This is a genomic window from Orrella dioscoreae, assembly GCF_900089455.2.
Lineage (GTDB): Bacteria > Pseudomonadota > Gammaproteobacteria > Burkholderiales > Burkholderiaceae_B > Orrella > Orrella dioscoreae.
In genome coordinates this window covers 4,426,115-4,448,353 of the sequence record NZ_LT907988.1, presented here as the reverse complement: position 1 = coordinate 4,448,353, position 22,239 = coordinate 4,426,115, and the positions used below count along the sequence as shown (strand labels likewise).

The window sequence follows — 22,239 nt, the reverse complement described above, 5'->3', positions numbered from 1 at the left end:
GTGCCAGGGATGTGATTGGCGTTGAATGGAGTCCGGTCTTCCATTCTTTTCTTTCATTGCCATGGCGCAAGATTGCAAAAATAACAGTGAAATTAAGGGTTTGCCCTATAATAGGGAACCCTGCGCCCAACTCTGGTGCAATCCGGCGCTGGAAACGCAAGCCGTCGGCGCTGAGTCATCCATCATTAGTATGGAAGATGTTGGTGCGGCGGCGTCCAGGTTGGTGCGTTTCGCGCCGCTGCTGACGAAACTATTCCCCGAGCTGCAGGCCAGTGGCGGCCTGATCGAGTCTGGCCTGGTGCCCCTGAAGGGTGCATATCCGGCATTGGCCGAATCAGCCTCGCACGGCCGCTACTGGGTCAAGACCGACAACGACCTGCCGGTGGCGGGCTCCATCAAGGCGCGTGGCGGCATCTATGAAGTGCTGGCCTTCGCCGAAACCCTTGCCGAGCGGCACGGACTGCTGGCCGGCGCAGCCGACTACGGCGTGCTGGCGGGTGCCGCGGCGCGAGCATGCTTTGGCCGTCATGAAATTTCGGTCGGCTCCACGGGCAACCTGGGCCTGAGCATCGGCATCATGGCCTCAGCCATGGGTTTTCGCGTCACGGTGCACATGTCCGCCGAAGCGCGCCAATGGAAGAAGGACAAGCTGCGCGCGCACGGCGTGACCGTGGTCGAACACGAGGGCGACTATGCCCGCGCGGTGGCCGCCGGCCGGGCGCGTTCGCAGGCCGACCCCCAGGGCTATTTCGTCGACGACGAACACTCCATGGATCTGTTCCTGGGCTACAGCGTGGCAGGGCTGCGCCTGCGCGACCAGCTGGCCGAAGCCGGCGTCACGGTGGATGCCGCGCATCCGCTCTTCGTCTACCTGCCTTGCGGCGTGGGCGGCGCGCCCGCCGGCATCACCGCCGGGGTGAAGCTGGTGTTCGGCGAGGCGGCGCACTGCGTGTTCGTCGAGCCCGCGGCATCGGCCTGCTTCATGACACGCCTGCAGAACCCCGAGCGTGAAGGTATCTCGATCTATGACGCCGGCATGGACAACCGTACCGAAGCCGACGGGCTGGCCGTGCCGGTGGCGTCCGAGCTGGCCTATGCGCAGACGCGGCACCTGATTTCCGGCGTCGTCACGGTGCAGGACGCCGTGTTGTTCGCGGACCTGGCGCGTGTGCAGGCCAGCGACGGGCTGAAGGTCGAGCCTTCCGCGGCGGCGGGCTTCAGCGGCCCGCGCGCCCTGGTGGGCACGGCCGAAGGGCAGGCCTATCTGCGCGAGCACGGCCTGCTGGCGGCGATGCCGCAAGCCAACCACATCATCTGGTGCACCGGCGGCGCGTTCGTGCCGGCGCCCGAGTATGAAGCGTTCCTGGAACGGGGGCGCGACTATCTGGCCGCCTGGCAGCGGCCTTCATGAGCGTGGGCGCCCAAGGCTGGGGACATCATCCGGCCGGCGCCCGTCAGTATGTCTTAACAAGGGGAAAACATGTCCAAGCCATACCGCCGTTTTGCATTGCACCGTCCGCTGCTCGCCGCTTCCGTGGCGGGCATGCTGCTGGGCGCTGCCTCGTTCGCCCAGGCGCAGACGGTGACCGCCGTCATGCACTCCAGCCTGCGCGTGCTGGATCCGATCATGACCACGGCGCACATCACCCGCAACCACGGCTACATGATCTACGACACGCTGCTGGCGACCGACGCGCAGAACCGCGTCCAGCCGCAGATGGCCGACAAGTGGGAAGTGTCCGCCGACGGCAAGTCCTACACCTTCACGCTGCGCGAGGGACTGACCTGGCATGACGGCAAGCCTGTCACCGCCGAGGACTGCGTGGCCTCCATCAAGCGCTGGGCCGAGCAGGACAAGATGGGCCAGATGATGTCCGCCATGATGGCCGAGATGAAGGTGGTGGACGAGCACAGCTTCGTCATGACCTTCAAGGAGCCCACCGACTTCGCGCTGCGCGCCCTGGCCAAACCCAGCGGCGTGGCGCCTTTCATGATGCCCAAGCGCGTCGCCGAGACGCCGTCGAACCAGCCGATCAAGGAGTTCGTGGGGTCGGGCCCGTTCAAGATGGTCGTGCCCGAATTCAAGCCCGGCCTGCAGGTCGTCTACGAAAAGAACGCCGACTACAAGCCGCGCCAGGAACCGGCCAGCGCGCTGTCCGGCGGCAAGGTCGTGAAGGTGGACCGCGTGCGCTGGGTGTCGATGCCTGACGCCATGACCTCGGTGAATGCGCTCATCAGCGGCGAGATCGACTACCTGGAGCAGATGCCCTATGACCTGCTGCCGCTGGTCAAGAGCCAGTCCGACATCTCGCTGACGGTGTTCGACCCGCAGGGCTACCAGACCGTCATGCGCATGAACCACCTGAACCCTCCGTTCGACAACAAGCTGGTGCGCCAGGCCGCCATGTATGCCGTGGACCAGACCAACGTGCTGCAGGCGCTGGTGGGCAACCCCGAGTACTACCGCAACTGCGCGGCCCTGTTCGGTTGCGGCCTGACCTATGACAGCCAGGCGGGCGCGGACGTGTCCGTCAGGGGCAACGTCGAGAAGGCCAAGGCGCTGCTGAAGGAAGCCGGCTACAAGAACGAGCCGGTGGTGATCCTGCAGCCGACCGACGCACCCTCGGTCAGCCCCCAGCCGGTGGTGATCGGCCAGGCGCTGCGCGCGGCCGGCTTCAACGTGCAGATGCAGGCGATGGACTGGCAGACGCTGGTGACGCGCCGCGCCTCGCAGGCCTCGCTGGCGGAAGGCGGCTGGAACATCTTCGCGACCAACAACGTCATGGCCGAGGCCCTGGATCCGCTGCGCGCCTTCGGCGTGGCCGCCAACGGCAAGCAGGCCTGGTTCGGCTGGCCCGACGTGCCGAAGATCGAGGAACTGCGCAAGGAGTTCGCGATGACGACCGACCTGGCGCGCCAGAAGCAGCTGGCCAACGACATCCAGGCGCTGGTGATCGAGGAAGGCGTGCTGCTGCCCATGGGCCAGTACACCGTGCCCGCCGCGATCCGCAAGACGATCTCCACGCCCATCGAAGCGCCGATCCCCGTGTTCTGGGGCATGACCAAGACGGGCAAGTGAGGCACTGATGCTGGCTTTTCTCCTGCGCAGGACGCTGGCCGTCGTACCGGTCATGGCGATGGTCGCGGTCATCGTCTTCGCCATCCTCAGGCTCACGCCCGGGGATCCCGCCGCCATCATCGCCGGTGACTCGGCCACGCCCGAGCAGCTGGAACAGATCCGCCAGACCATGGGCCTGGATCAACCCATCCCCACGCAGTTCGTCATGTGGGTGGGCCAGCTGCTGCGCGGAGACCTTGGCGTGTCGCTGCTGTCGGGCACGCAGGTGTCCGACATGATCCTGCAGCGCATGGGGCCGTCGCTGGCGCTCTGTCTGAGCACGATCACGCTCTCGGTGCTGCTTGCGGTGCCGCTGGGCGTGCTCGCCGCCTGGCGGCAAGGCCGGCTGCTGGACCGCGCGGTCATGGCCTTCTCGGTCATGGGTTTCTCGGTGCCGGTCTTCGTCACGGCCTATGTGCTGATCCTGATCTTCTCCATCAAGCTGGGCTGGTTCCCCGTGCAGGGCTACAAGCCGCTGTCCGATGGCTTCCTGCCATTCGTGCAGTCGCTGGTGCTGCCCACGATCGCGCTGTCCACGGTCTATGTTGCGCTGATCGCGCGGATCACCCGCACCAGCATCATCGAGGTGATGGGCGAGGACTTCATCCGCACCGCGCGGGCCAAGGGCCTGCGCGAGCGGGCAGTGCTGCTGGGCCACGCGCTGGGCAACGCCGCGGTGCCCATCGTCACGATCATCGGCGTGGGCATCGCGCTGCTCATCAGCGGCGTGGTGGTGACCGAGTCGGTGTTCAACCTGCCCGGGCTGGGACGGCTGGTGGTGGAGGCGGTGCTGGGCCGGGACTATCCGGTGATCCAGGCGCTGATATTGCTCTTCGCCTTCCTGTACGTGCTCATCAACCTGGTCGTCGACGCGCTCTATACCGTCTTTGACCCCCGCATCCGATATTGAGGCAGACATGACGGCAATCCTGAATTCCGCGGCCCCTGCCGCGGCAGCCGCCAAGCCGGCTTCCCCCCTGGCGCAGGCGCTGCGCACCGGTCCGGTGATGATCGCGCTGGCCATCCTCGCGGTGGCCGTGATCATGGCGGTGCTGGCGCCGTGGCTGGGCACCATCGATCCCACCCAGATCGACCCCACCCAGCGCCTGAAACCCATGTCCGCGGCGCACTGGCTGGGCACGGACGCCTATGGGCGCGACGTCTATTCCCGCGTGATCTACGGCGCGCGGGTGTCGCTGGTGGTGGGTATCGGCGTGGCGATCTTCAGCATCGCGGCGGGCCTGGTCATCGGCGTGGCGGCGGGGTATTTCCGCTGGGTCGACGCCATCGTCATGCGCATCATGGACGGCATCATGGCCATTCCGGGCGTGCTGCTGGCCATCGCGCTGGTGTCGCTGTCGGGCGCCAGCCTGACGACCGTGATGGTGGCCATCACCATTCCGGAGGTGCCGCGCGTGGTGCGCCTGGTGCGCAGCGTCATCCTGGGCGTGAAGAACGAGCCCTATGTCGAGGCGGCCGTGTCGCTGGGCACGCCCACGCTGGCACTGACGATCCGCCACCTGGTGCCGAACACCGTGGCGCCGCTCATCGTGCAGGGCACCTACATCTTCGCGTCGGCGATCCTGACCGAGGCCATCCTCAGCTTCCTGGGCGCGGGCGTGCCGCCCGAGACCTCCTCGTGGGGGAACATCATGGCCGAGGGACGCGCCTTCTTCCAACTCATCCCTGGTCTCGTGCTGTACGCGGGGCTCGTGCTGTCGATGGTGGTGTTGAGCGTCAACGTACTGGGCGACGCCCTGCGCGACGCGCTGGACCCCCGCATGTCGCGCCGCCTGTGAGCACCGGAGAGAACATCATGAATCAATCCGCAAGTGACAATGCCCGCGCATCGGACGCGCCCGTCCTGGCCATCGACGGCCTGACGGTGCGTGTCGGCACCCGCGCGGAAGGCCGCGCCGTGGTGCGCGACCTGTCCTTCTCGGTGCGCGCCGGCGAAACCGTCTGCATCGTCGGCGAGTCCGGTTCGGGCAAGTCGGTGACCTCGCTGGCCACCATGGGCCTGCTGCCGCCGGGTGCGCTGCGCGCCGATGGCGGCAGCATCAAGGTCGATGGCGAGGACGTGCTGCGCGCCAGCCAGGCCCGCCTGCGCGAACTGCGCGCTTCCAAGATGGCCATGGTCTTCCAGGAGCCCATGACCGCGCTGAATCCGGTGCAGAAGGTCGGCAAGCAGGTGGACGAGGTGCTGCGCCTGCACACCTCGCTGTCGGCCGCTGAGCGCAAGCGCCAGGTGCTGGCGATGCTGGAATCGGTGCACCTGCCGGACGTGGCCCGCATCCATGAGTCCTATCCTCACCAGTTGTCGGGCGGGCAGCGCCAGCGCATCGTGATTGCCATGGCGCTGATCCTGAAGCCGCGCCTGCTGATCGCGGACGAGCCCACCACGGCGCTGGACGTGAGCACGCAGAAGCAGATCCTGCTGCTGATGCGCGAGCTGCAGGCCGCGCATGACACGGCGGTCGTGTTCATCACGCACGACTTCGGCGTGGTGGCGGAGATCGCCGACCGCATCGTGGTGATGAACCAGGGTGAGGTGGTCGAGGCGGGCACGCGCGACGACATCCTGGCGCGGCCCCAACGCGACTACACGCGCATGCTGGTGTCGTCGGTGCCCAGCCTGGTGCCGCGCCGCCGGCACGCGCCAGACGGTGACATCGTGCTGGACGTGGCCGGGCTCAACAAGACCTATGGCGGGGGCGGGCTGTTGCGGCGCGCGCCCTCGGTGGCCGCCGCGCAGGACGTGTCCTTCACCCTCCGGCGCGGCGAAGTGCTGGGCATCGTCGGCGAATCGGGGTCCGGCAAGTCCACCGTGGCGCGCTGCGTGTTGCGGCTCATCGATCCCAGCAGCGGGCGCGTGCGCCTGCAGCGCGATGACATCGCCACGCTCAGCCGCACGCAGCTGACGCCGCTGCGCAAACGCATCCAGATCGTGTTCCAGGATCCGTATCGCAGCTTGAACCCGCGCCGCCGCGTGGGCGACTCCATCATCGAAGGCCTGCTGAACTACGGCACGCCGCGCCAGCAGGCCTTGAAGGAAGCCGCACGCGCGCTGGCGCTGGTGGGCCTGCCCGCCGATGCGATCGACCGCTATCCCCACCAGTTCTCGGGCGGGCAGCGCCAGCGCATCTGCATCGCGCGCGCGCTGGTCATGGAGCCTGACGTGCTGGTTGCCGACGAGGCCGTATCGGCGCTGGACGTGTCGGTGCAGGCGCAGGTGCTGGCGCTGCTGGAAGAGGTGCGCCAGCGCGTGGGCATCGGCGTGCTCTTCATTACGCACGACCTGCGCGTGGCCGCGCAGATCTGCGACACCATCATCGTCATGCAGAAGGGCCGCGTGGTCGAGGCCGGACCTGCCGAGCAGGTGCTGGCGCGGCCCGCCGAGGCCTATACCCGCGGCCTCATCGATGCGGCCCCGGGACGTCATTGGGATTTTCAGCGCTTCAAGCCAGTGGAGGGCATGGTTGCCTGAGGCAACCGGCCGATCCTCCCCCTCATTCCTTTACTTGCAGGCAAAAGACATGGCACGCATTCTGTACGGCGGTTTTCAACACGAGACCAATACCTTCGCGCCCGACAAGGCTGACTGGCGCGCGTTCGAGATCGGCGGCGGCTGGCCCGGTCTGGTGACGGGCGACAAGATCTGGCCTGCCATCCAGGGCGCCAACATTCCTGCCGCGGGCTTCGTGCAGGCCGCGCTGGACGCGGGCGACACGGTGGTGCCCACGGTGTGGTGCGCGGCCAGCCCCTCGGCGCATGTGACGCGGGATGCCTATGAGCGCATCGTGGCGCTGATCCTGGACGGCATCCGCGCCGCGCAACCCGTGGACGCGGTGTATCTGGACCTGCACGGCGCGATGGTCGCCGAGCATGCCGACGATGGCGAGGGCGAACTGCTGCGCCGCGTGCGGGAACAGGTGGGGCCCGACCTGCCGGTGTTCGCCTCGCTGGACCTGCACGCCAACGTCACGCGCCTGATGCTCGAGTCGGCCGACGCCCTGGTGGCGTATCGCACCTATCCGCACGTGGACATGGCCGAGACCGGCAAGCGCACGCACGCGCTGCTGACGCGGCGGCTGGCATCGGGCCGCCGTCCGGTCATGGCTTCGCATCGCCTGGATTTCCTGATCCCCATCTGTTGGCAATGCACGGACATCCAGCCTGCCAAGGGCCTGTATGAAAAGCTGGCCGAGCTGGAGAAGCAGGCCTTGCACATCTCCTTCGCCACGGGCTTCCCGGCGGCCGATTTCCCCGAATGTTCGCCGGTGATCTGGGCCTATGGCGATGACGCGGCCAGCGCCCAGGCTGCCGCGCAGGCGCTGACGGACCTGGCCAACGCCGCCGAGCCGGCGTTTGCCGGCAAGCTCTATTCGCCCGACGAGGCGGTGCGTTATGCGCTGGACAAGTCGGTGTCGGCCAAGCTGCCCATCATCATTGCCGACGCGCAGGACAATCCCGGCGCGGGCAGCAATTCCGACACCACCGGTCTCCTGCGCGCGCTGGTGCGCCAGGATGCGCAGGACGCCGCCATCGGCCTCATCGTCGATCCGGAATCGGTGCAGGCTGCGCATGCCGCGGGCGAGGGCGCCACGGTGCGCCTGGCCATCGGCGGCAAGGCGGGGGTGGCGGGCGACGATCCCTTCGAGGCCGACTTCCTGGTCGAGCGCGTGGGGGACGGCCGCTTCGATGCGACAGGGCCGTACTACCGCGGCTTCCGGCTGGATATCGGCCCGACGGCATGCCTGCGGCTGGGCGGCGTGCGCATCGTGCTGGCGTCCTACAAGGTGCAGATGGCCGACCAGGCCATGTTCCGCTATGCCGGGGTCGAACCCACCGAGCAGAACGTGCTGGTGGTGAAGAGCGCCGTGCACTTCCGCGCCGATTTCACGCCCATCGCCGAAGAGATCATCGTCGGCGCTGCGCCGGGCTCGATGCCGATGGACGCGGCCGCGCTGCCGTGGACGAAGCTGCCGAAGGGCTTGAAGCTGGGTCCCTGCGGGAAAGCGTTTGGCGGGTGATGCCCTCTGCGCGAGAAGATGCATTGCATCGATCGTCTGCGGGATGACTACGGCCTTTAGGTGGACACATCAGGTCGACGCCGGCTGCAGAAGGTCCCTCGTGAAATAGCCATCCACCAGTTTCCGCACCGGTGCGGGGAGCGCGACGTCAGCCAGGCGATCCAGGGCAATCCATTCCTGATCGGCGCTTTCGGTGCATTGCCCTTTGCCTTGTACGTGCCAAGGGTGGATGCGCAGCTTGAAGTGCGTAAAGACGTGCTGGAAGTGCGCCAGGGCTTGTGGACTGTCCGCGGCAGGCACCCATTGCAGCGCGATCCGCGCTGCGCTTTCGTGCACCGGAAACTCCGGCAGGCTCCACAGCCCGCCCCATATTCCCGTCTCCGGCCTGCGCTGCAGCAGCAGCCGGCCTTCGCATTCCAGCATCAGCATGGCGGTTTCCCGTTCCGGCACGGCCTTGCGTGCGCGTGGCGTGGGCAATTCCTGCTGGCGGCCCTCGCGCCGCGCGACACAGGTGCCGGCCAGCGGACAGGCGCCGCAGGCCGGCGTGCCGCGCGTGCAGACGGTGGCGCCCATGTCCATCAGGCCTTGCGTATAGGCGGGCATGCCGGGATGGGTGTGGCCGGTGCCGGGCAGCAGGCTGTCGGCCAGGGACCACATGGCTTTCTCGATCTCGCGGCGCATCGGGTCGCCTTCGATGCCGAAATGCCGCGCGAACACGCGCTTGACGTTGCCGTCCAGGATGGCCGCGCGCGTATCGAACGAGAACGCGGCGATGGCCGCCGCGGTGGAGCGGCCGATGCCGGTGAGCGTGGCGATGTCTTCCGGCTTGCGCGGGAACTGGCCGCCCCAGTCCGACACGACGCTCTGCGCGCAGCGATGCAGGTTGCGCGCGCGGGCGTAGTAGCCCAGCCCGGCCCAATACGGCATGACGTCTTCCTGCGCGGCGGCGGCCAGCGTGGCGACGTCGGGGAAGCGTTCCAGGAAGCGGTGGTAATACGGAATCACGGTGGCGACCTGGGTCTGCTGCAGCATGATTTCCGAAAGCCAGACGCGGTAGGGGTCGCGCGTGCCCTGCCAGGGCAGGCCGTGGCGGCCATGCAGGCGCTGCCAGTCGATGATCGTGTGGGCGAAATCCATGGGGCGGATTATTGCCGATTCGCGCGGCCGCCCCGCGCGGGCCGGATGATCCGGAAGGGAAACAGCTGTAAGCAAGGGTCAATGCCGCCGCGGGGGCAGGCGCGCCGCTAGGGGCAATCCCATCTTGCGGCACGGCAGGCGCGGCGGTACAAGCAGGAAAAGAAGCGAGCAGCCGGCGCAAACGCCCGCACCCGCGCACCCAGGGCCTCACAAGGGCCGCGACGGTGGCGAGGGTTCGGGCATCCAGTACCCACGGAGACAAGCACAATGAACGCCCCCCTCACGGCCGCGCAACGCGCGGCGCTGGCGTCCGTCCAGTTGGACGACCGCTACACCCTGGCCCAGGGCCGCGCCTGGATGAGCGGCATCCACGCCCTGGTCCGCCTGCCCATGAACCAGCGGCTGCGCGATGAGCGCGCGGGCCTGAACACCGCGGGATTCATCTCGGGCTATCGGGGCTCGCCGCTGGGCGGCGTCGACCAGAACATGTGGAAGGCGGCCAGCCACCTGAAGGCCCACCACGTCGAGTTCCAGCCGGGCATCAACGAAGACCTGGCCGCCACGGCGGTGTGGGGCTCGCAGCAGCTCAATCTCTTTCCTGGCGCGCGCTACGACGGCGTCTTCGGCATGTGGTACGGCAAGGGGCCGGGCGTGGACCGTTGCGGCGACGTCTTCAAGCATGCCAATGCCGCGGGCACGTCGCCCCACGGCGGCGTGCTGGTGGTGGCGGGCGACGACCATCCGGCGAAGTCCTCCACGCTGCCGCACCAGAGCGATCACATCCTGAAAGCCTGCATGATCCCGGTGCTGTTCCCGTCCAGCGTGCAGGAGGTGCTGGATTTCGGCATCCACGGCTGGGCCATGAGCCGCTACGCGGGCGTGTGGGTGGGCTTGAAGACCATCACCGACATCGTCGAGGTCTCCGCCTCGGTCGAGGTCGACCCTTTCCGCGTGGCGGTGACGCTGCCCGAGGACTTCCTGCTGCCGCCCGATGGCCTGAACATCCGCCTGCCCGACACGCCGCTGAGCCAGGAAGCCCGGCTGCTGGACTACAAGCTATACGCCGCGCTGGCCTATGCGCGCGCCAATGGCCTGAACCGGCAGCTGTGGGACGTGCCCGCCGACCGGGCGCGCCTGGGGCTGATCAGTTCGGGCAAGGCCTATCTGGATACGCGCCAGGCCTTGTCCGACCTGGGGCTGGACGAGGCGGCCTGTCGCCGCATCGGTTTGCGCCTCTTCAAGGTGGGGATGGTCTGGCCGCTGGAGGCCACCGGGCTGCAAGCCTTCGCCGAAGGCTTGGACGAGATCCTCGTCATCGAGGAAAAGCGCCAGGTGCTGGAGTACCAGGTCAAGGAAGAGCTGTTCGGCTGGATCGGCACGGGCCGCAAGATTCCGCGCGTGGTCGGCAAGTTCGACGACAAGGACGGCGGGGAATGGGCCGTGCCGCAAGGCAACTGGCTGCTGCCCGCGCATTACGAGTTTTCGCCCGCGATGGTGGCCAAGGCCGTGGGCGCGCGCCTGTTGCGCATGGAACTGCCCGAGGATGTCCGGCGCGGCATCGAGGTCCGGCTGGCTTTCATCGAAGGCCGCGAGCGCGAGCTGTCGCGCCCGCGCGTGGTGACCGACCGCAAGCCCTGGTATTGCTCGGGCTGTCCGCACAACACGTCGACGCGGCTGCCCGAGGGCTCGCGGGGATTGGCGGGCATCGGCTGTCACTACATGGTGACCTGGATGGATCGCGGCACGCAGGTTTTCACGCAGATGGGCGGCGAAGGCGTGCCCTGGCTGGGCCAGGCGCCCTTCACCGAAGAGAAGCACGTCTTCGCCAACCTGGGCGATGGCACGTACTTCCATTCGGGCCTGCTGGCCATTCGCGCGGCGGTCGCGGCCAAGGCGCCCATCACCTACAAGATCCTCTTCAACGACGCCGTGGCGATGACGGGCGGGCAGCCCGTCGACGGGCCCATCAGCGTGCCCATGATCGCGCAGCAATTGCGCGCGGAAGGGATCGGGAAGATCGTGGTGGTGACGGACGAGCCCGAGAAGTACGGCGGGATGGCCGGCATGCCGCCGGGCGTGCCGGTGCATCATCGCGACGCGCTCGATGACGTGCAGCGCGCGCTGCGCGAGTATGCGGGCGTGTCCATCCTGATCTATGACCAGACCTGCGCGACCGAGAAGCGCCGCCGCCGCAAGCGCGGCGACTATCCCGATCCCGCGCGCCGCGTCGTCATCAACGAGCGGGTCTGCGAAGGGTGTGGCGATTGCTCCACGCAATCCAATTGCCTGTCGGTGGAACCGCTGGAAACCGCGCTGGGCCGCAAGCGCACCATCAACCAGTCAAGCTGCAACAAGGACTACTCCTGCCTGAATGGCTTTTGTCCGAGCCTGGTGTCGGTGGAGGGCGGCGCGCTGCGCAAGCCGCGCGCCAGCGATGGCCCGGGCCCCGATGCCGAGGCCTTGCCGTTGCCCGAATCGCCTGCCCTGCAAGGCGCATACGGCGTCTTCGTCGCAGGCGTGGGCGGCACGGGCGTGGTGACCATCGGCCAGTTGTTGGGCATGGCCGCGCACCTGGAGGGCAAGGGCTGTTCGGTGCTGGACATGGCCGGGCTCGCCCAGAAGGGCGGCGCGGTCTATTCGCACGTGGTGCTGGGCGCCAGCGCGGATGACATGATGAACACCCGCGTGGCGATGGGCGAGGCGGACCTCGTGCTGTGCGGTGACCTGGTGGTGGGCACCAGCGCCGAGTCCATTGCCCGGATGCGGCCGGGCCGCACGCACGCACTGGTGAACACCGATGTGGCGCCGACCGCGGCGTTCATCACGAATCCCAACTGGACCTTGCCGGGTGCGGATTTGAAGCGCGACCTGTCGCGCGCCTGTGGCGCGGGCCGCGTCGACCACCTGGATGCCGCCGGACTGGCCGTGACGCTGCTGGGGGATGCGATCTATGCCAACCCGCTGATGCTGGGCTATGCCTATCAGAAGGGTTGGCTGCCCCTGCATCACGAGTCGCTGCGCCGGGCGATTGCCTTGAACGGCCAGCAGATCGAAAAGAACCTGCTGGCCTTCGACTGGGGGCGCCGCGCGGCGCGTGATCCGGTGGCGGTGCACCAGCGCGCCAGCGGCGAGCTGGGCAGCGCGGGCGAAGCGATGGCCGATGTCGTGGAATTGAAGCGCCCCGGCAGCGAACTGGAACGCCTGCGTGCGCATCGCGTGGCGCTGTTGACGCAGTACCAGAACGCGGCCTATGCACGGCGCTATGCGGATCTGGTGGACCAGGTGGCGGTGGCCGAGGAATCCGCTTGCGGCACGAGCCGGCTGGCGCTGGCGGTGGCGCGCTACTACTACAAGCTGATGGCCTACAAGGACGAGTACGAAGTGGCGCGGCTATACAGCGACGGCGAGTTCCTGCGCAAGGTGGCGGCGCAATTCGAAGGCGACTGGAAGCTGGCTTTCCACCTGGCCCCGCCCGCGCTGGCGCACGGCAAGGACGGCAAGCCGCCGGCCAAGCGCCGCTATGGACCGGGCATGATGAAGGTGTTCGGCGTGCTGGCGAAGTTGCGCTTCGTGCGCGGCACGATGTTCGACCCGTTTGGCTACCAGGCCGATCGCCGCATGGAGCGCGCGCTGATCGATGAGTATCGCGGGACGGTGGAGAGCCTGCTGAAAGGACTGTCGCCGGCGAACCTGGACCGGGCGGTGGCGGTGGCGTCGCTGCCTGAGGACATTCGCGGATATGGGCATGTGAAGGCTGCGAGTATCGAGCGGGTGGCTGCTCGGCGGACTGCGCTGCTGCAGGGGGTGCGGGTGGCTACGCCTCGGGCTGGGGAGAGGGCTGCGTAGTTGTTGTGTTTGTGTGGTGTCGGGACCGCTGGGTTGACGGCCGCCGAGGATGGTCGTGCCGTCGGTCGCCTGCCGCGGGGTGCGGCAACTTGGCGGTCCAAGCCCCACTGAAATGAAAACGAAACGCTAACGCGCCCGCAAAGGCCGAACCAACGACGCAGCCGGCCGCGGCCCGGGCTTGTTCGCGTCGGCGTCCTGCTGCACCGACCTTGCGACGGCCAGCTCACGGTGCGCGATGACGGCTTCCGCCTTGCGTTGCGTGATCAGCCGGCGCACCAGCACCTGGCCGGTGCCCGTGAAGTAGTTGATGCGGCGCGCGTGGACGTCGCCCAGGTCCTTGGCCAGGACCGGGATGCCTTCCAGTTTCAGGTAGTGCAGCACGAAGGCCGCATTGCGTTCGCCGATGTTGGTCTGCTGCATGGCGTCCAGCACCGCGCCGCCGCCGAACACCTTGGCTTCCAGGCGCGAGCGGGTGGCGCCAGCTTTCAGCAGTTCGTTGATCAGCACTTCCATGGCATAGGCGCCATAGCGCATCGTGGCCGATGCCGGCGAGGCCGGGTCGCCCTCGGGCAGCATGAAGTGGTTCATGCCCGCCACGCCGGCCTGCGGGTCGCGGATACAGGCCGCGACGCACGACCCCAGCACGGTCGAGATCATGATGTTCTCTTTCGAGACGTAATACTCCGTCGGCAGTACCTTCACGGCCTGCATGCCGAATGCGCTGTCGAAGTACTGGCGGGTGGCCCGGAATTCCTGGAACGGCATGAAGTGGCTAGGACAAAGGTGGGCCGATGAGAGGCCCGGAGGGTCGCATATGTCGGAATATTCCGGAATATTTCATCCGGAGTGATTCCATCCTGCGACTGTAGAGCTTCCGGGGCGCATCCTAGTCGTGGACAAAGGGGATGAAAACCCCCTAGAAACGTGTATTGCGCGTGACGGACCACCGTGCTGATACCGCGCCGAGCAGCGCGGTGGCCACGATGGCCGGCACCAGGACGCCCGGACCGGGCAGGTGCAGCGCGATGTCCGCGCCATAGCTGCGAGCCAGCGTGGCCAAGGCCTGGTTCAAGGGTTGCAGGGCCAGCGCGGCAATGCCGATGGCAAGCAGGGAGGCCAGCGTGCAACTCAGTGCGCCCACATACAGGAAGGGCCTGCGCACGAAGGATTCGGTGGCGCCCACCAGCCGCGCCACGGCGATTTCCTCGCGTTGCGACAGGGCCTGCATGCGCACGGTATTGAAGACGGTGGCCAGCACGACCAGCGCCACGCTGACCGCAAGCAGGCCCAGGCCGATGCGTGCGAAGCGCAGCAGCGCCTCCAGCCGCTGCACCCAGGCACTGTCGAGTTGCACGACATCCACGTAATCCCAGCCGCGCCAGGCGGCGGCAAGCGTGTCCGCGCGCGCGGCAAGATCTTCGCCTTGTTCCAGCGTGACCACCACCGCGTCAGGCAGGGGGTTCTCGGGCAGCACGGCGAGCGAGGCTTCCCAGCCCGGCGTGTTGCGCAGCGTGCGCAGGGCTTCGTCGCGGCCGATGACGCGCACGCCCGAGATCTGCGCGTCGTGTTCGCGCGCGATCCGGTCGGCGGTGTCGCGGGCGCTGTTGGCGGGCGCGTCCACCTTCATGAAGAGCGTCAATTCGGGCGTGACCGAGACCTGGCGCGCGACCGGCTCGGCCGACAGCAGCACGGTCGTGCCCAGCAGCGGCAGCGACAGCGCGAGGGCGATCACAAGCAGGTTGGCGAAGGACGAGAACGGTTGGGCCAGCAGCCGGCGAACCGTGATCGACAAGGCGTAGCGATGTTGGCGCAGCCAGCTTTTCATGCCTGCTCCTCGGCGGCCGGGCGCGTGCGCACGTCGGTGAAGCGGCCGGGTTCCACGCGCAGCGTGCGCGTGGCGTGTTCGGCCATCAGCGCTTCGTCGTGCGAAGCGATCAGCATGGTGACGCCGACGCGGTTGAAATCCCGGAAGACATTCAGGATGCGGCGCGCGTTGTCGCGGTCCAGGTTGGCGGTGGGTTCGTCGGCGATCAGGATGGCGGGGCGGTTGACGATGGCGCGGGCGATGGCCAGGCGTTGCTGTTCACCGCCCGACAGTTCGATGGGGTTGAGCGCTTCCTTGCCTGACAGGCCGACCTTTTCCATGGCGGCGCGGGCGCGCGCCGAGGCGAGCTCGGGCGCCAGGCCGGTGACGGCCAGCGGCAGCATCACGTTCTCGAAGGCGCTGCGGTCGTACAGCAGGTGGGTGTCCTGCAGGATCACGCCGACCGCGCGGCGCAGGTAGGGCCGGGCGCGCGCCGACAGTTTTTCCAGGCGTTGGCCGTGGACCTGGATGGCGCCACGGCTTGGCGGCTCGAGGCCGCCCACCAGCTTCAGCAATGTCGATTTGCCTGCGCCCGACGGGCCGGACACGAAGATGAACTCGCCGGGCGAGACCTTGAACGTGATGTCGGCCAGGATGTTGCGGCCACGGCCATAGGATTTGAAGACGTGCTGGAACTCGATCATGGGCTGGCGGGGGCCGGGAGCCGAGGCGTGAAAAGGGGCGAGCCGCCAATAGTAACGCTGGGCGGCCTCGCCGCAGGCGCACCGGATTGTGTGCGTTTGTTGCGCCAGCGCGACAGGCGCTGGGCAGACTGCCAGCAGGGCGCGGTTGCCGGTGCGCACCATCCCGGTGCGTTCATCCAGCAGGGGGGGCGGGCCTGCCTGTGAATCTGCGCAGGATGAAAGGTCTTGCTGGGCAAGCGCTGGCGCGGTGGACTATAAAACCTCAACCAATCTTGAGGTAAAAAAGGCGGCCATGGCGACCGAGCACCCCCACGATGATTTGCCGCCCGAGGCCATGCGCACCCTCACCGTGGGCGAGGTCGCCCGCCGCGCGGGCGTGCCAGTGTCGACGCTGCATTTCTATGAGACGAAAGGATTGATCCAGTCGACGCGCAGCGGCGGCAACCAGCGCCGCTATGCGCCCGTGGTCCTGCGCGCGATCGCCATCATCAAGGTAGCGCAGCGCACGGGCATTCCGCTGCAGGAGATCCACGAGGCGATGAGCCGCTACCAGGGCGCGAAGCTCTCGGCCGCGGAGTGGCGCGCGCTGTCGTCGCGCTGGCGCGAGGATCTCGATGCGCGCATCCGCAAGCTCACGCGCCTGCGCGATGAGCTGGACAGCTGCATCGGTTGCGGTTGCCTTTCGCTGAGCGATTGCCCGCTGCGCAATCCCGATGACGTGCTGGGCGAGGAGGGGCCCGGGCCACGGATTCTCGATCGCCCGTGACAGCTGATGGAAAGCTCTGTTTCATTTGCAGGATCGGCACCAACGTGGCGCGCGATCGCCCTGCTCCGGTGCGTGGAAGCAGAGGGTTTTTTCCTTGATCGATCGCACTGCAATATCGCTGAAGACTGGCTATTGGCGCGGCTTTCAGACAAGATGCGGGTGCGCGGAATACACGGTTCGATTGCGCTGCAGCAACAAGGGAAACCCCCCATGTGTGAGACGTATCAAAGCGATACCATCCCCAGACTTGCAGCGCGGACTCACGGCCAAGAACCGACGATCCGCGGGGCTCCACCACCCTCTGTGCCAACCCTGGCGCTTTCTGTTCCTGGAGATATGCGATGAAAGCAATGAAACTCGCCGTAGCCGGCGTTGCGCTGTTTGCAGCCACGTCCGCGGCCCATGCTGGCGCCACCTTCGATGCCGTCAAGAAGAAGGGCTTCGTGCAGTGCGGCGTGTCCACCGGCATCCCCGGTTTCTCCCTCGCAGACAGCAAAGGCCAGTGGCAAGGCCTGGACGTGGACCTGTGCCGCGCCATCGCCGCCACGGTCTTCAATGACGCCACCAAATTCAAGGTCACGCCGCTGAACACGCAGCAACGCTTCACCGCGCTGCAGTCCGGCGAGATCGACGTGCTGACCCGCAACACCACCGTCACGTTGACGCGCGACACCACGCTGGGCCTGGTCGGCGCTGGCGTGAACTACTACGACAGCCAAGGCGTCATGGTGAAGAAGGACCTGGGCGTGAAAAGCGCAAAGGAACTGGGCGGCGCCACGGTCTGCGTGCAGCCCGGCACCACCACCGAACTGAACCTGGCTGACTGGTTCCGCGGCAACAAGCTCGAATTCAAGCCCGTCGTGATCGACAAGTACGACGAAATCGTGCGTGCGTTCTCGGCCGGCCGCTGCGATGCCTTCACGACCGACAAGTCGCAGCTGGCGTCCACCCGCACCACGCTCGAGAACCCCGACAGCTTCGTGATCCTGCCGGAAGATTTCTCCAAGGAGCCGCTGGGCCCCATGGTCCGCCAGGGCGACGAGCAATGGTTCAACATCGTCCGCTGGACGCTGAACGCCATGCTGGAAGCCGAGGAATACGGCATCACGTCCAAGAACGTGGACGAGCAGGTCAAGAGCCCCAATCCCAACGTGCAGCGCATCCTGGGCACCACGCCCGGCATGGGCAAGAACCTGGGCGTGGACGACAAGTGGGCCTACAACATCCTCAAGTCCGTGGGTAACTATGGCGAGAGCTTCGAGCGCAACCTGGGTTCCGCCAGCGCCATGAAGCTCGAGCGTGGCCTGAACCGTCCGTGGAAGGATGGCGGCCTGATGTACGGCTGGCCGGTACGCTAAGACGGCAGCTTGCCGGGCGCATGCGGCGCCCGGCGCACCAAAGGCCGCCTTCGCGGCCTTTGGTGCGCGGGTAGCCCGCCTCGTGCCGGCCTGCCGTCCCTGGCTCCCATTCGCGCCGCTCCCCTTGCCGCGCCATCGTTACCTGGCTAGCCACGTATGACTCAAACTCCTCCCGCAAGACCCCCCGTGAGCGCCCCGAAGCGCCGCCTGTCCTGGAACGATCCTTCCGTCCGATCGGTGGTCTACCAGGTGCTGGCGCTGGCTGCCGTCGGGTTCGCGGTCTGGTATCTCGTTTCCAACACGCTGACCAACCTGTCGGCGCGCAACATCTCCACCGGTTTCGGCTTCCTGAGCCGCGAGGCAGGTTTCGCCATCGGCGAATCGGCCATTGCCTATACGCCTGCCGACACCTACGGCCGTGCCGTGATGGTGGGCCTGGTGAACACGCTGAAGATCGCCGCGCTGGGCATCGTGCTGGCCACGATCCTCGGTACCCTGATCGGCATCGCGCGCCTGTCCAAGAACTGGCTGGTGCACAAGCTGGCACGCATCTACGTGGAAGTGATGCGCAACGTGCCGCTGCTGCTGCAACTCTTCTTCTGGTATGCCCTGCTCACCGAGAACGCCGCCGGCCCGCGCCAGGCGGCCAATCCCTTGCCGGGCGTCTTCATCTCCAATCGCGGCCTGACCATGCCTTCCCTGGAGGGGCAGGCGCTGGACTGGATGCTGGGCGGCCTGATCCTGGCCATCCTCTGCACCATCCTGCTGGGACACTGGGGGCGCAAGCACCAGGAAAAGACCGGTCGCGTGTTCCCGCTGGGCCGCGCAGCGCTGGGCCTCTTCATTGGCCTGCCGCTCATCGGGTGGTTGCTGTCGGGCGCCTCGCTGGCACTCAACGTGCCCGAGCTCAAGGGCTTCAACTTCGTCGGCGGCGTCACGCTGTCGCCCGAGTTCGCCGCCCTGCTGGCAGGCCTGGTCATCTACACCTCGGCCTTCATCGCCGAAGTGGTCCGCTCGGGCATCCAGGCCGTCAACCAGGGCCAATGGGAAGCCGCTGGCTCGCTAGGCCTGAAGCGTGGCCAGGTGCTGCGCCTGGTGGTGCTGCCGCAGGCGCTGCGCGTCATCATCCCGCCGATGACCAGCCAATACCTGAACCTGACCAAGAACAGCTCGCTGGCCGTGGCCATCGGTTATCCGGACATCGTGTCGGTGGTCAACACCACGCTGAACCAGACCGGCCAGGCCATCGAGGGCATCCTCATCATCATGGCGGCCTATCTCACGGTCAGCCTGTCCATCTCGATCTTCATGAACTGGTACAACAAGCGCATCGCGCTGGTGGAGCGTTGACATGGCAGCCACGACTCCCACCTCTCCCGCCGTGACGACCGGCGAACCGCCGCCCAGCAACCAGGTGGGCGCCTGGGCCTGGATCCGCAGCCAGCTGTTCGCCTCGCCGCTCAATGCGCTGGTGACCATCCTGTGCGTGTGGTTCGTGCTGGCCTCGGTGCCTGCGCTGCTCGACTGGGCCTTCCTGAGCGCCAACTACACGGCGCAGAACGCCCAGGAATGCCGTGCCAGTTCGGGCGCCTGCTGGGCCTTCATCATCGAGAAGCACCGGCTGATCCTGTTCGGCACCTATCCCTATGACGAGCAGTGGCGTCCGCTCATCGCCTGCGTCCTGCTGGTCGCGGTGGTGGTGTGCAGCGGCATGCGCCGCTTCTGGAACCTGTCGCTGCTGGGCATCTGGATCGGCGGCATGGGCGCGGCCGCGCTGCTCATGTGGGGCGGCGTGCTCGGCCTGGAATACGTCGAGACCGCGCGCTGGGGCGGCCTGCCGGTCACCCTGATCCTGTCGACCTTCGGCATCGCATTCGCCTTTCCCTTCGGCGTGCTGCTGGCCCTGGGGCGCCGTTCGCGCATGCCGGCCATCAAGGCCCTGTGCGTGGTCTACATCGAACTGATCCGCGGCGTGCCGCTCATCAGCCTGCTGTTCATGTCCTCGGTCATGCTGCCGCTCTTCCTGCCGGTCGGCGTCACCTTCGACAAGCTGCTGCGCGCGCAGATCGCCATCATCCTGTTCGCGGGCGCCTACATCGCCGAGACCGTGCGCGGCGGCTTGCAGGCCATTCCCAAGGGGCAGTACGAAGGCGCCGATTCCCTGGGCCTGTCGTATTGGCAGCAGATGCGCCTGATCATCCTGCCTCAGGCCCTGAAGATCGTGATCCCGCCGCTCGTCGGCATCTTCATCGCGCTCTTCAAGGACACCTCGCTGGTGGTGGTGATCGGCATCTTCGACCTGACGCTGGCGGCCAAGGCCGCACTGTCCGACGCGGCATGGCGAGGGTTCGGCGTGGAGGCCTACGTCTTCATTTCGCTGGTCTATTTCGTCTTTTGCTTCTCGATGTCCCGCTATAGCCAGGCCTTGGAAAACAGGCTGGCGACGGGCCACAAACGATGACCGGCAGGGCGCCGCGCGCGCCCGGCCTTGCTTGAATCAACGGGAGTACAGGCATGTCCGATGCCATCATTCGCCTGCAGGACGTCAACAAGTGGTACGGCCAGTTCCACGTCCTGCGCCATGTCAATCTCGAGGTCGCCCCCGGCGAGCGCATCGTCATCTGCGGCCCGTCGGGTTCCGGCAAGTCGACGATGATCCGCTGCATCAACCGGCTGGAAGAACACCAGCAGGGCCAGATCATCGTCGATGGCACCGAGCTCACCAACGACCTGAAGCAGATCGAGACCATCCGCAAGGACGTGGGCATGGTCTTCCAGCACTTCAACCTGTTCCCCCACCTGACGGTGCTGCAGAACCTGACGCTGGGCCCCATGTGGGTACTGAAGAAGTCGCGCGCCGAAGCAGAAGCCACGGCCATGAAATACCTGGAGCGCGTGCGCATCCCCGACCAGGCCAACAAGTTCCCGGGCCAGCTGTCCGGCGGCCAGCAGCAGCGCGTGGCGATTGCCCGCTCGCTGTGCATGCATCCGAAGATCATGCTGTTCGATGAGCCGACCTCGGCGCTCGATCCGGAAATGGTCAAGGAAGTGCTGGACGTGATGGTGACGCTGGCCGAGGAAAGCGGCATGACCATGCTGTGCGTGACCCACGAAATGGGCTTCGCGCGCAAGGTGGCCGACCGCGTCATCTTCATGGACCGCGGCGAGATCATCGAACAGAACACGCCCGACGCGTTCTTCGACAGTCCGCAGAACGAGCGCACCAAGCTGTTCCTGAGCCAGATCCTGCATTGACCGCTACACCGGGCGCGGCGCTGGTGCCCGCGCCCACGGGCCGGACCGTCGGGGAGGGCGGCTGGCCAGTGTTGCGCGGGGACCACCCTTGCCGGGTGCATCCCGGGCGTCGCAACCCTCGTCGGGTTATGCTTGCCGCCGCGCATTGAAGGCTGCCCGCCAGAGGCGCCGTTCGGAGACCACCATGATGACCCCCCTGCTTTCCCGTTGCCTGCGGGCCCTGTCGGCCTGCGCGGTGGCGGTCGCCCTGGCGTTCGCGCCTGCCCTTGGCCACGCTGCTGGCGACTTCCCCAACAAGCCCCTGCGATTCGTCGTGCCTTATCCCCCCGGCGGCCCGCTCGACCTGATGGCGCGCGTCCTGGCAGAGAAGGTCGGCGCCGAGTTCGGCCAGACCGTCGTGGTGGAGAACCGTGCAGGCGCGGGCGGCAACATCGGTGCCGGCGTCGTCGCCAAGTCGCCGGCCGATGGCTACACGCTCGTCATGGGCGCCGTGGCCACCCATGCCATCAACCCCTGGCTGTACGCCAGCCTGCCCTACGACCCGATCCGCGACTTCTCGCCCATCACGCTGGTGGCCGCCGTGCCGAACGTGCTGGTCATCAACCGCGAGTTCGCCGACGCCAACGGGATCGCCACCGTGGGTGACCTGCTTGCCTACGGCAAATCGCATCCCGGCCGCCTGAACTACGCCTCGGGCGGCAATGGCAGCGCGGGCCACCTGGCCGGCGAACTGCTGCGCGCGCGTGGCGGCCTGGATGCGGTGCACGTGCCTTACCAGGGCGCGGCGCCCGCCCAGCTGGCCCTGCTCTCGGGCCAGGCCGACATCATGTTCGACAACCTGGCTGCGGCTGCGCCGCTGATCCGCGACGGCAAGGTCAAGGCGCTGGCCGTGACCACGCTGGCGCGCTCGTCCCTGCTGAAGGATGTGCCGACGATCGACGAGTCGGGCGTCAAGGGTTTCGACCTGGGCACGTGGTTCGGCGTCTTCGCGCCCGGCGGCACGCCCCTGCCTGTCGTCGAGCGCCTGAACCAGGCCTACGTGAAGGCCCTGAACCTGCCCGACGTGCGCGAGCGCCTGCTGATCATGGGCTCGGACACGCGTCCCGGCAGCGCCGATGACTTCAAGGCCTTCGTGGCCGGCGAAATGGAGAAGTACCGCGAGGTGGTGAAGCTGTCTGGCGCCAGCATCAACTGATACGCCCGCGCGTGATGCCTTGA

At 67.2% G+C, this 22,239-nt stretch carries 17 protein-coding genes; 13 read left to right on the top strand and 4 right to left on the bottom strand.

All coding sequences use genetic code 11. The features are described 5' to 3' along the window. Positions 1-61 precede the first annotated feature (61 nt). From ODI_RS20400 to ODI_RS20375, 6 genes are all read left to right on the top strand, one after another. Positions 62-1,411: a D-serine ammonia-lyase gene (locus ODI_RS20400; RefSeq protein ID WP_067750732.1), complete on the top strand. Its 1,350-nt coding sequence runs from the start codon at positions 62-64 to the stop codon at positions 1,409-1,411. 69 nt (positions 1,412-1,480) lie between these two features. Next, on the top strand, positions 1,481-3,079 hold the full coding sequence (locus ODI_RS20395; protein ID WP_098020954.1) for an ABC transporter substrate-binding protein: 1,599 nt from the start codon (positions 1,481-1,483) through the stop codon (positions 3,077-3,079). 7 nt (positions 3,080-3,086) lie between these two features. Beyond that, complete coding sequence (locus tag ODI_RS20390; protein ID WP_067750730.1) at positions 3,087-4,028, top strand: ABC transporter permease; 942 nt, start codon at positions 3,087-3,089, stop codon at positions 4,026-4,028. Positions 4,029-4,035: 7 nt separating this feature from the next. Then, the gene (locus ODI_RS20385; RefSeq protein WP_067750728.1) at positions 4,036-4,917 is read left to right on the top strand and encodes an ABC transporter permease; all 882 of its coding nucleotides are present in this window, start codon (positions 4,036-4,038) and stop codon (positions 4,915-4,917) included. A gap of 17 nt (positions 4,918-4,934) precedes the next feature. Continuing rightward, positions 4,935-6,605 carry an ABC transporter ATP-binding protein gene (locus ODI_RS20380; RefSeq protein ID WP_067750725.1) on the top strand — a complete coding sequence of 557 codons (1,671 nt, stop codon included), beginning with the start codon at positions 4,935-4,937 and terminating at the stop codon, positions 6,603-6,605. Between the two features lie 49 nt (positions 6,606-6,654). Next, positions 6,655-8,151, top strand: a complete 1,497-nt coding sequence (locus ODI_RS20375) for a M81 family metallopeptidase (protein ID WP_067750722.1) — start codon at positions 6,655-6,657, stop codon at positions 8,149-8,151. A 69-nt stretch (positions 8,152-8,220) separates the two neighbouring features. Here ODI_RS20375 and mutY read toward each other — a convergent pair whose 3' ends face one another. Further along, positions 8,221-9,288 (bottom strand): A/G-specific adenine glycosylase, encoded by a 1,068-nt coding sequence (gene mutY, locus ODI_RS20370; RefSeq protein WP_067750719.1) that lies wholly within the window; start codon positions 9,286-9,288, stop codon positions 8,221-8,223. 267 nt (positions 9,289-9,555) lie between these two features. Between mutY and ODI_RS20365 the strand changes: the two genes are divergently transcribed. Then, a complete protein-coding gene (locus ODI_RS20365) occupies positions 9,556-13,134 on the top strand; it encodes an indolepyruvate ferredoxin oxidoreductase family protein (protein ID WP_067750716.1) in 3,579 nt (1,192 codons plus the stop codon). Positions 13,135-13,260: 126 nt separating this feature from the next. Here ODI_RS20365 and cheD read toward each other — a convergent pair whose 3' ends face one another. From cheD to ODI_RS20350, 3 genes are all read right to left on the bottom strand, one after another. Beyond that, the gene (cheD, locus tag ODI_RS20360; RefSeq protein WP_082985196.1) at positions 13,261-13,899 is read right to left on the bottom strand and encodes a chemoreceptor glutamine deamidase CheD; all 639 of its coding nucleotides are present in this window, start codon (positions 13,897-13,899) and stop codon (positions 13,261-13,263) included. A gap of 151 nt (positions 13,900-14,050) precedes the next feature. After that, a complete protein-coding gene (locus ODI_RS20355; RefSeq protein ID WP_067750714.1) occupies positions 14,051-14,959 on the bottom strand; it encodes a cell division protein FtsX in 909 nt (302 codons plus the stop codon). Then, the gene (locus ODI_RS20350) at positions 14,956-15,642 is read right to left on the bottom strand and encodes a cell division ATP-binding protein FtsE (RefSeq protein ID WP_067750809.1); all 687 of its coding nucleotides are present in this window, start codon (positions 15,640-15,642) and stop codon (positions 14,956-14,958) included. Before ODI_RS20350 ends, ODI_RS20355 begins: the two co-directional genes overlap by 4 nt. Before the next feature lie 292 nt (positions 15,643-15,934). Here ODI_RS20350 and soxR point away from each other — a divergent pair, with 292 nt between their 5' ends. The 6 genes from soxR to ODI_RS20320 all read left to right on the top strand — a co-directional run bounded on the left by soxR (position 15,935) and on the right by ODI_RS20320 (position 22,216). Beyond that, complete coding sequence (soxR, locus tag ODI_RS20345) at positions 15,935-16,408, top strand: redox-sensitive transcriptional activator SoxR (protein WP_067750711.1); 474 nt, start codon at positions 15,935-15,937, stop codon at positions 16,406-16,408. A gap of 341 nt (positions 16,409-16,749) precedes the next feature. Then, entirely contained in the window at positions 16,750-17,766 is a 1,017-nt protein-coding gene (locus ODI_RS20340) for an amino acid ABC transporter substrate-binding protein (RefSeq protein ID WP_067750708.1), read from the top strand. A gap of 156 nt (positions 17,767-17,922) precedes the next feature. Further along, positions 17,923-19,116, top strand: a complete 1,194-nt coding sequence (locus ODI_RS20335; RefSeq protein ID WP_067750705.1) for an amino acid ABC transporter permease — start codon at positions 17,923-17,925, stop codon at positions 19,114-19,116. A gap of 1 nt (position 19,117) precedes the next feature. Next, positions 19,118-20,227: an amino acid ABC transporter permease gene (locus ODI_RS20330; protein WP_067750703.1), complete on the top strand. Its 1,110-nt coding sequence runs from the start codon at positions 19,118-19,120 to the stop codon at positions 20,225-20,227. A 53-nt stretch (positions 20,228-20,280) separates the two neighbouring features. Beyond that, positions 20,281-21,021: an amino acid ABC transporter ATP-binding protein gene (locus ODI_RS20325; RefSeq protein WP_067750700.1), complete on the top strand. Its 741-nt coding sequence runs from the start codon at positions 20,281-20,283 to the stop codon at positions 21,019-21,021. Between the two features lie 184 nt (positions 21,022-21,205). Further along, complete coding sequence (locus ODI_RS20320) at positions 21,206-22,216, top strand: Bug family tripartite tricarboxylate transporter substrate binding protein (protein WP_067750697.1); 1,011 nt, start codon at positions 21,206-21,208, stop codon at positions 22,214-22,216. Positions 22,217-22,239 lie beyond the last annotated feature (23 nt).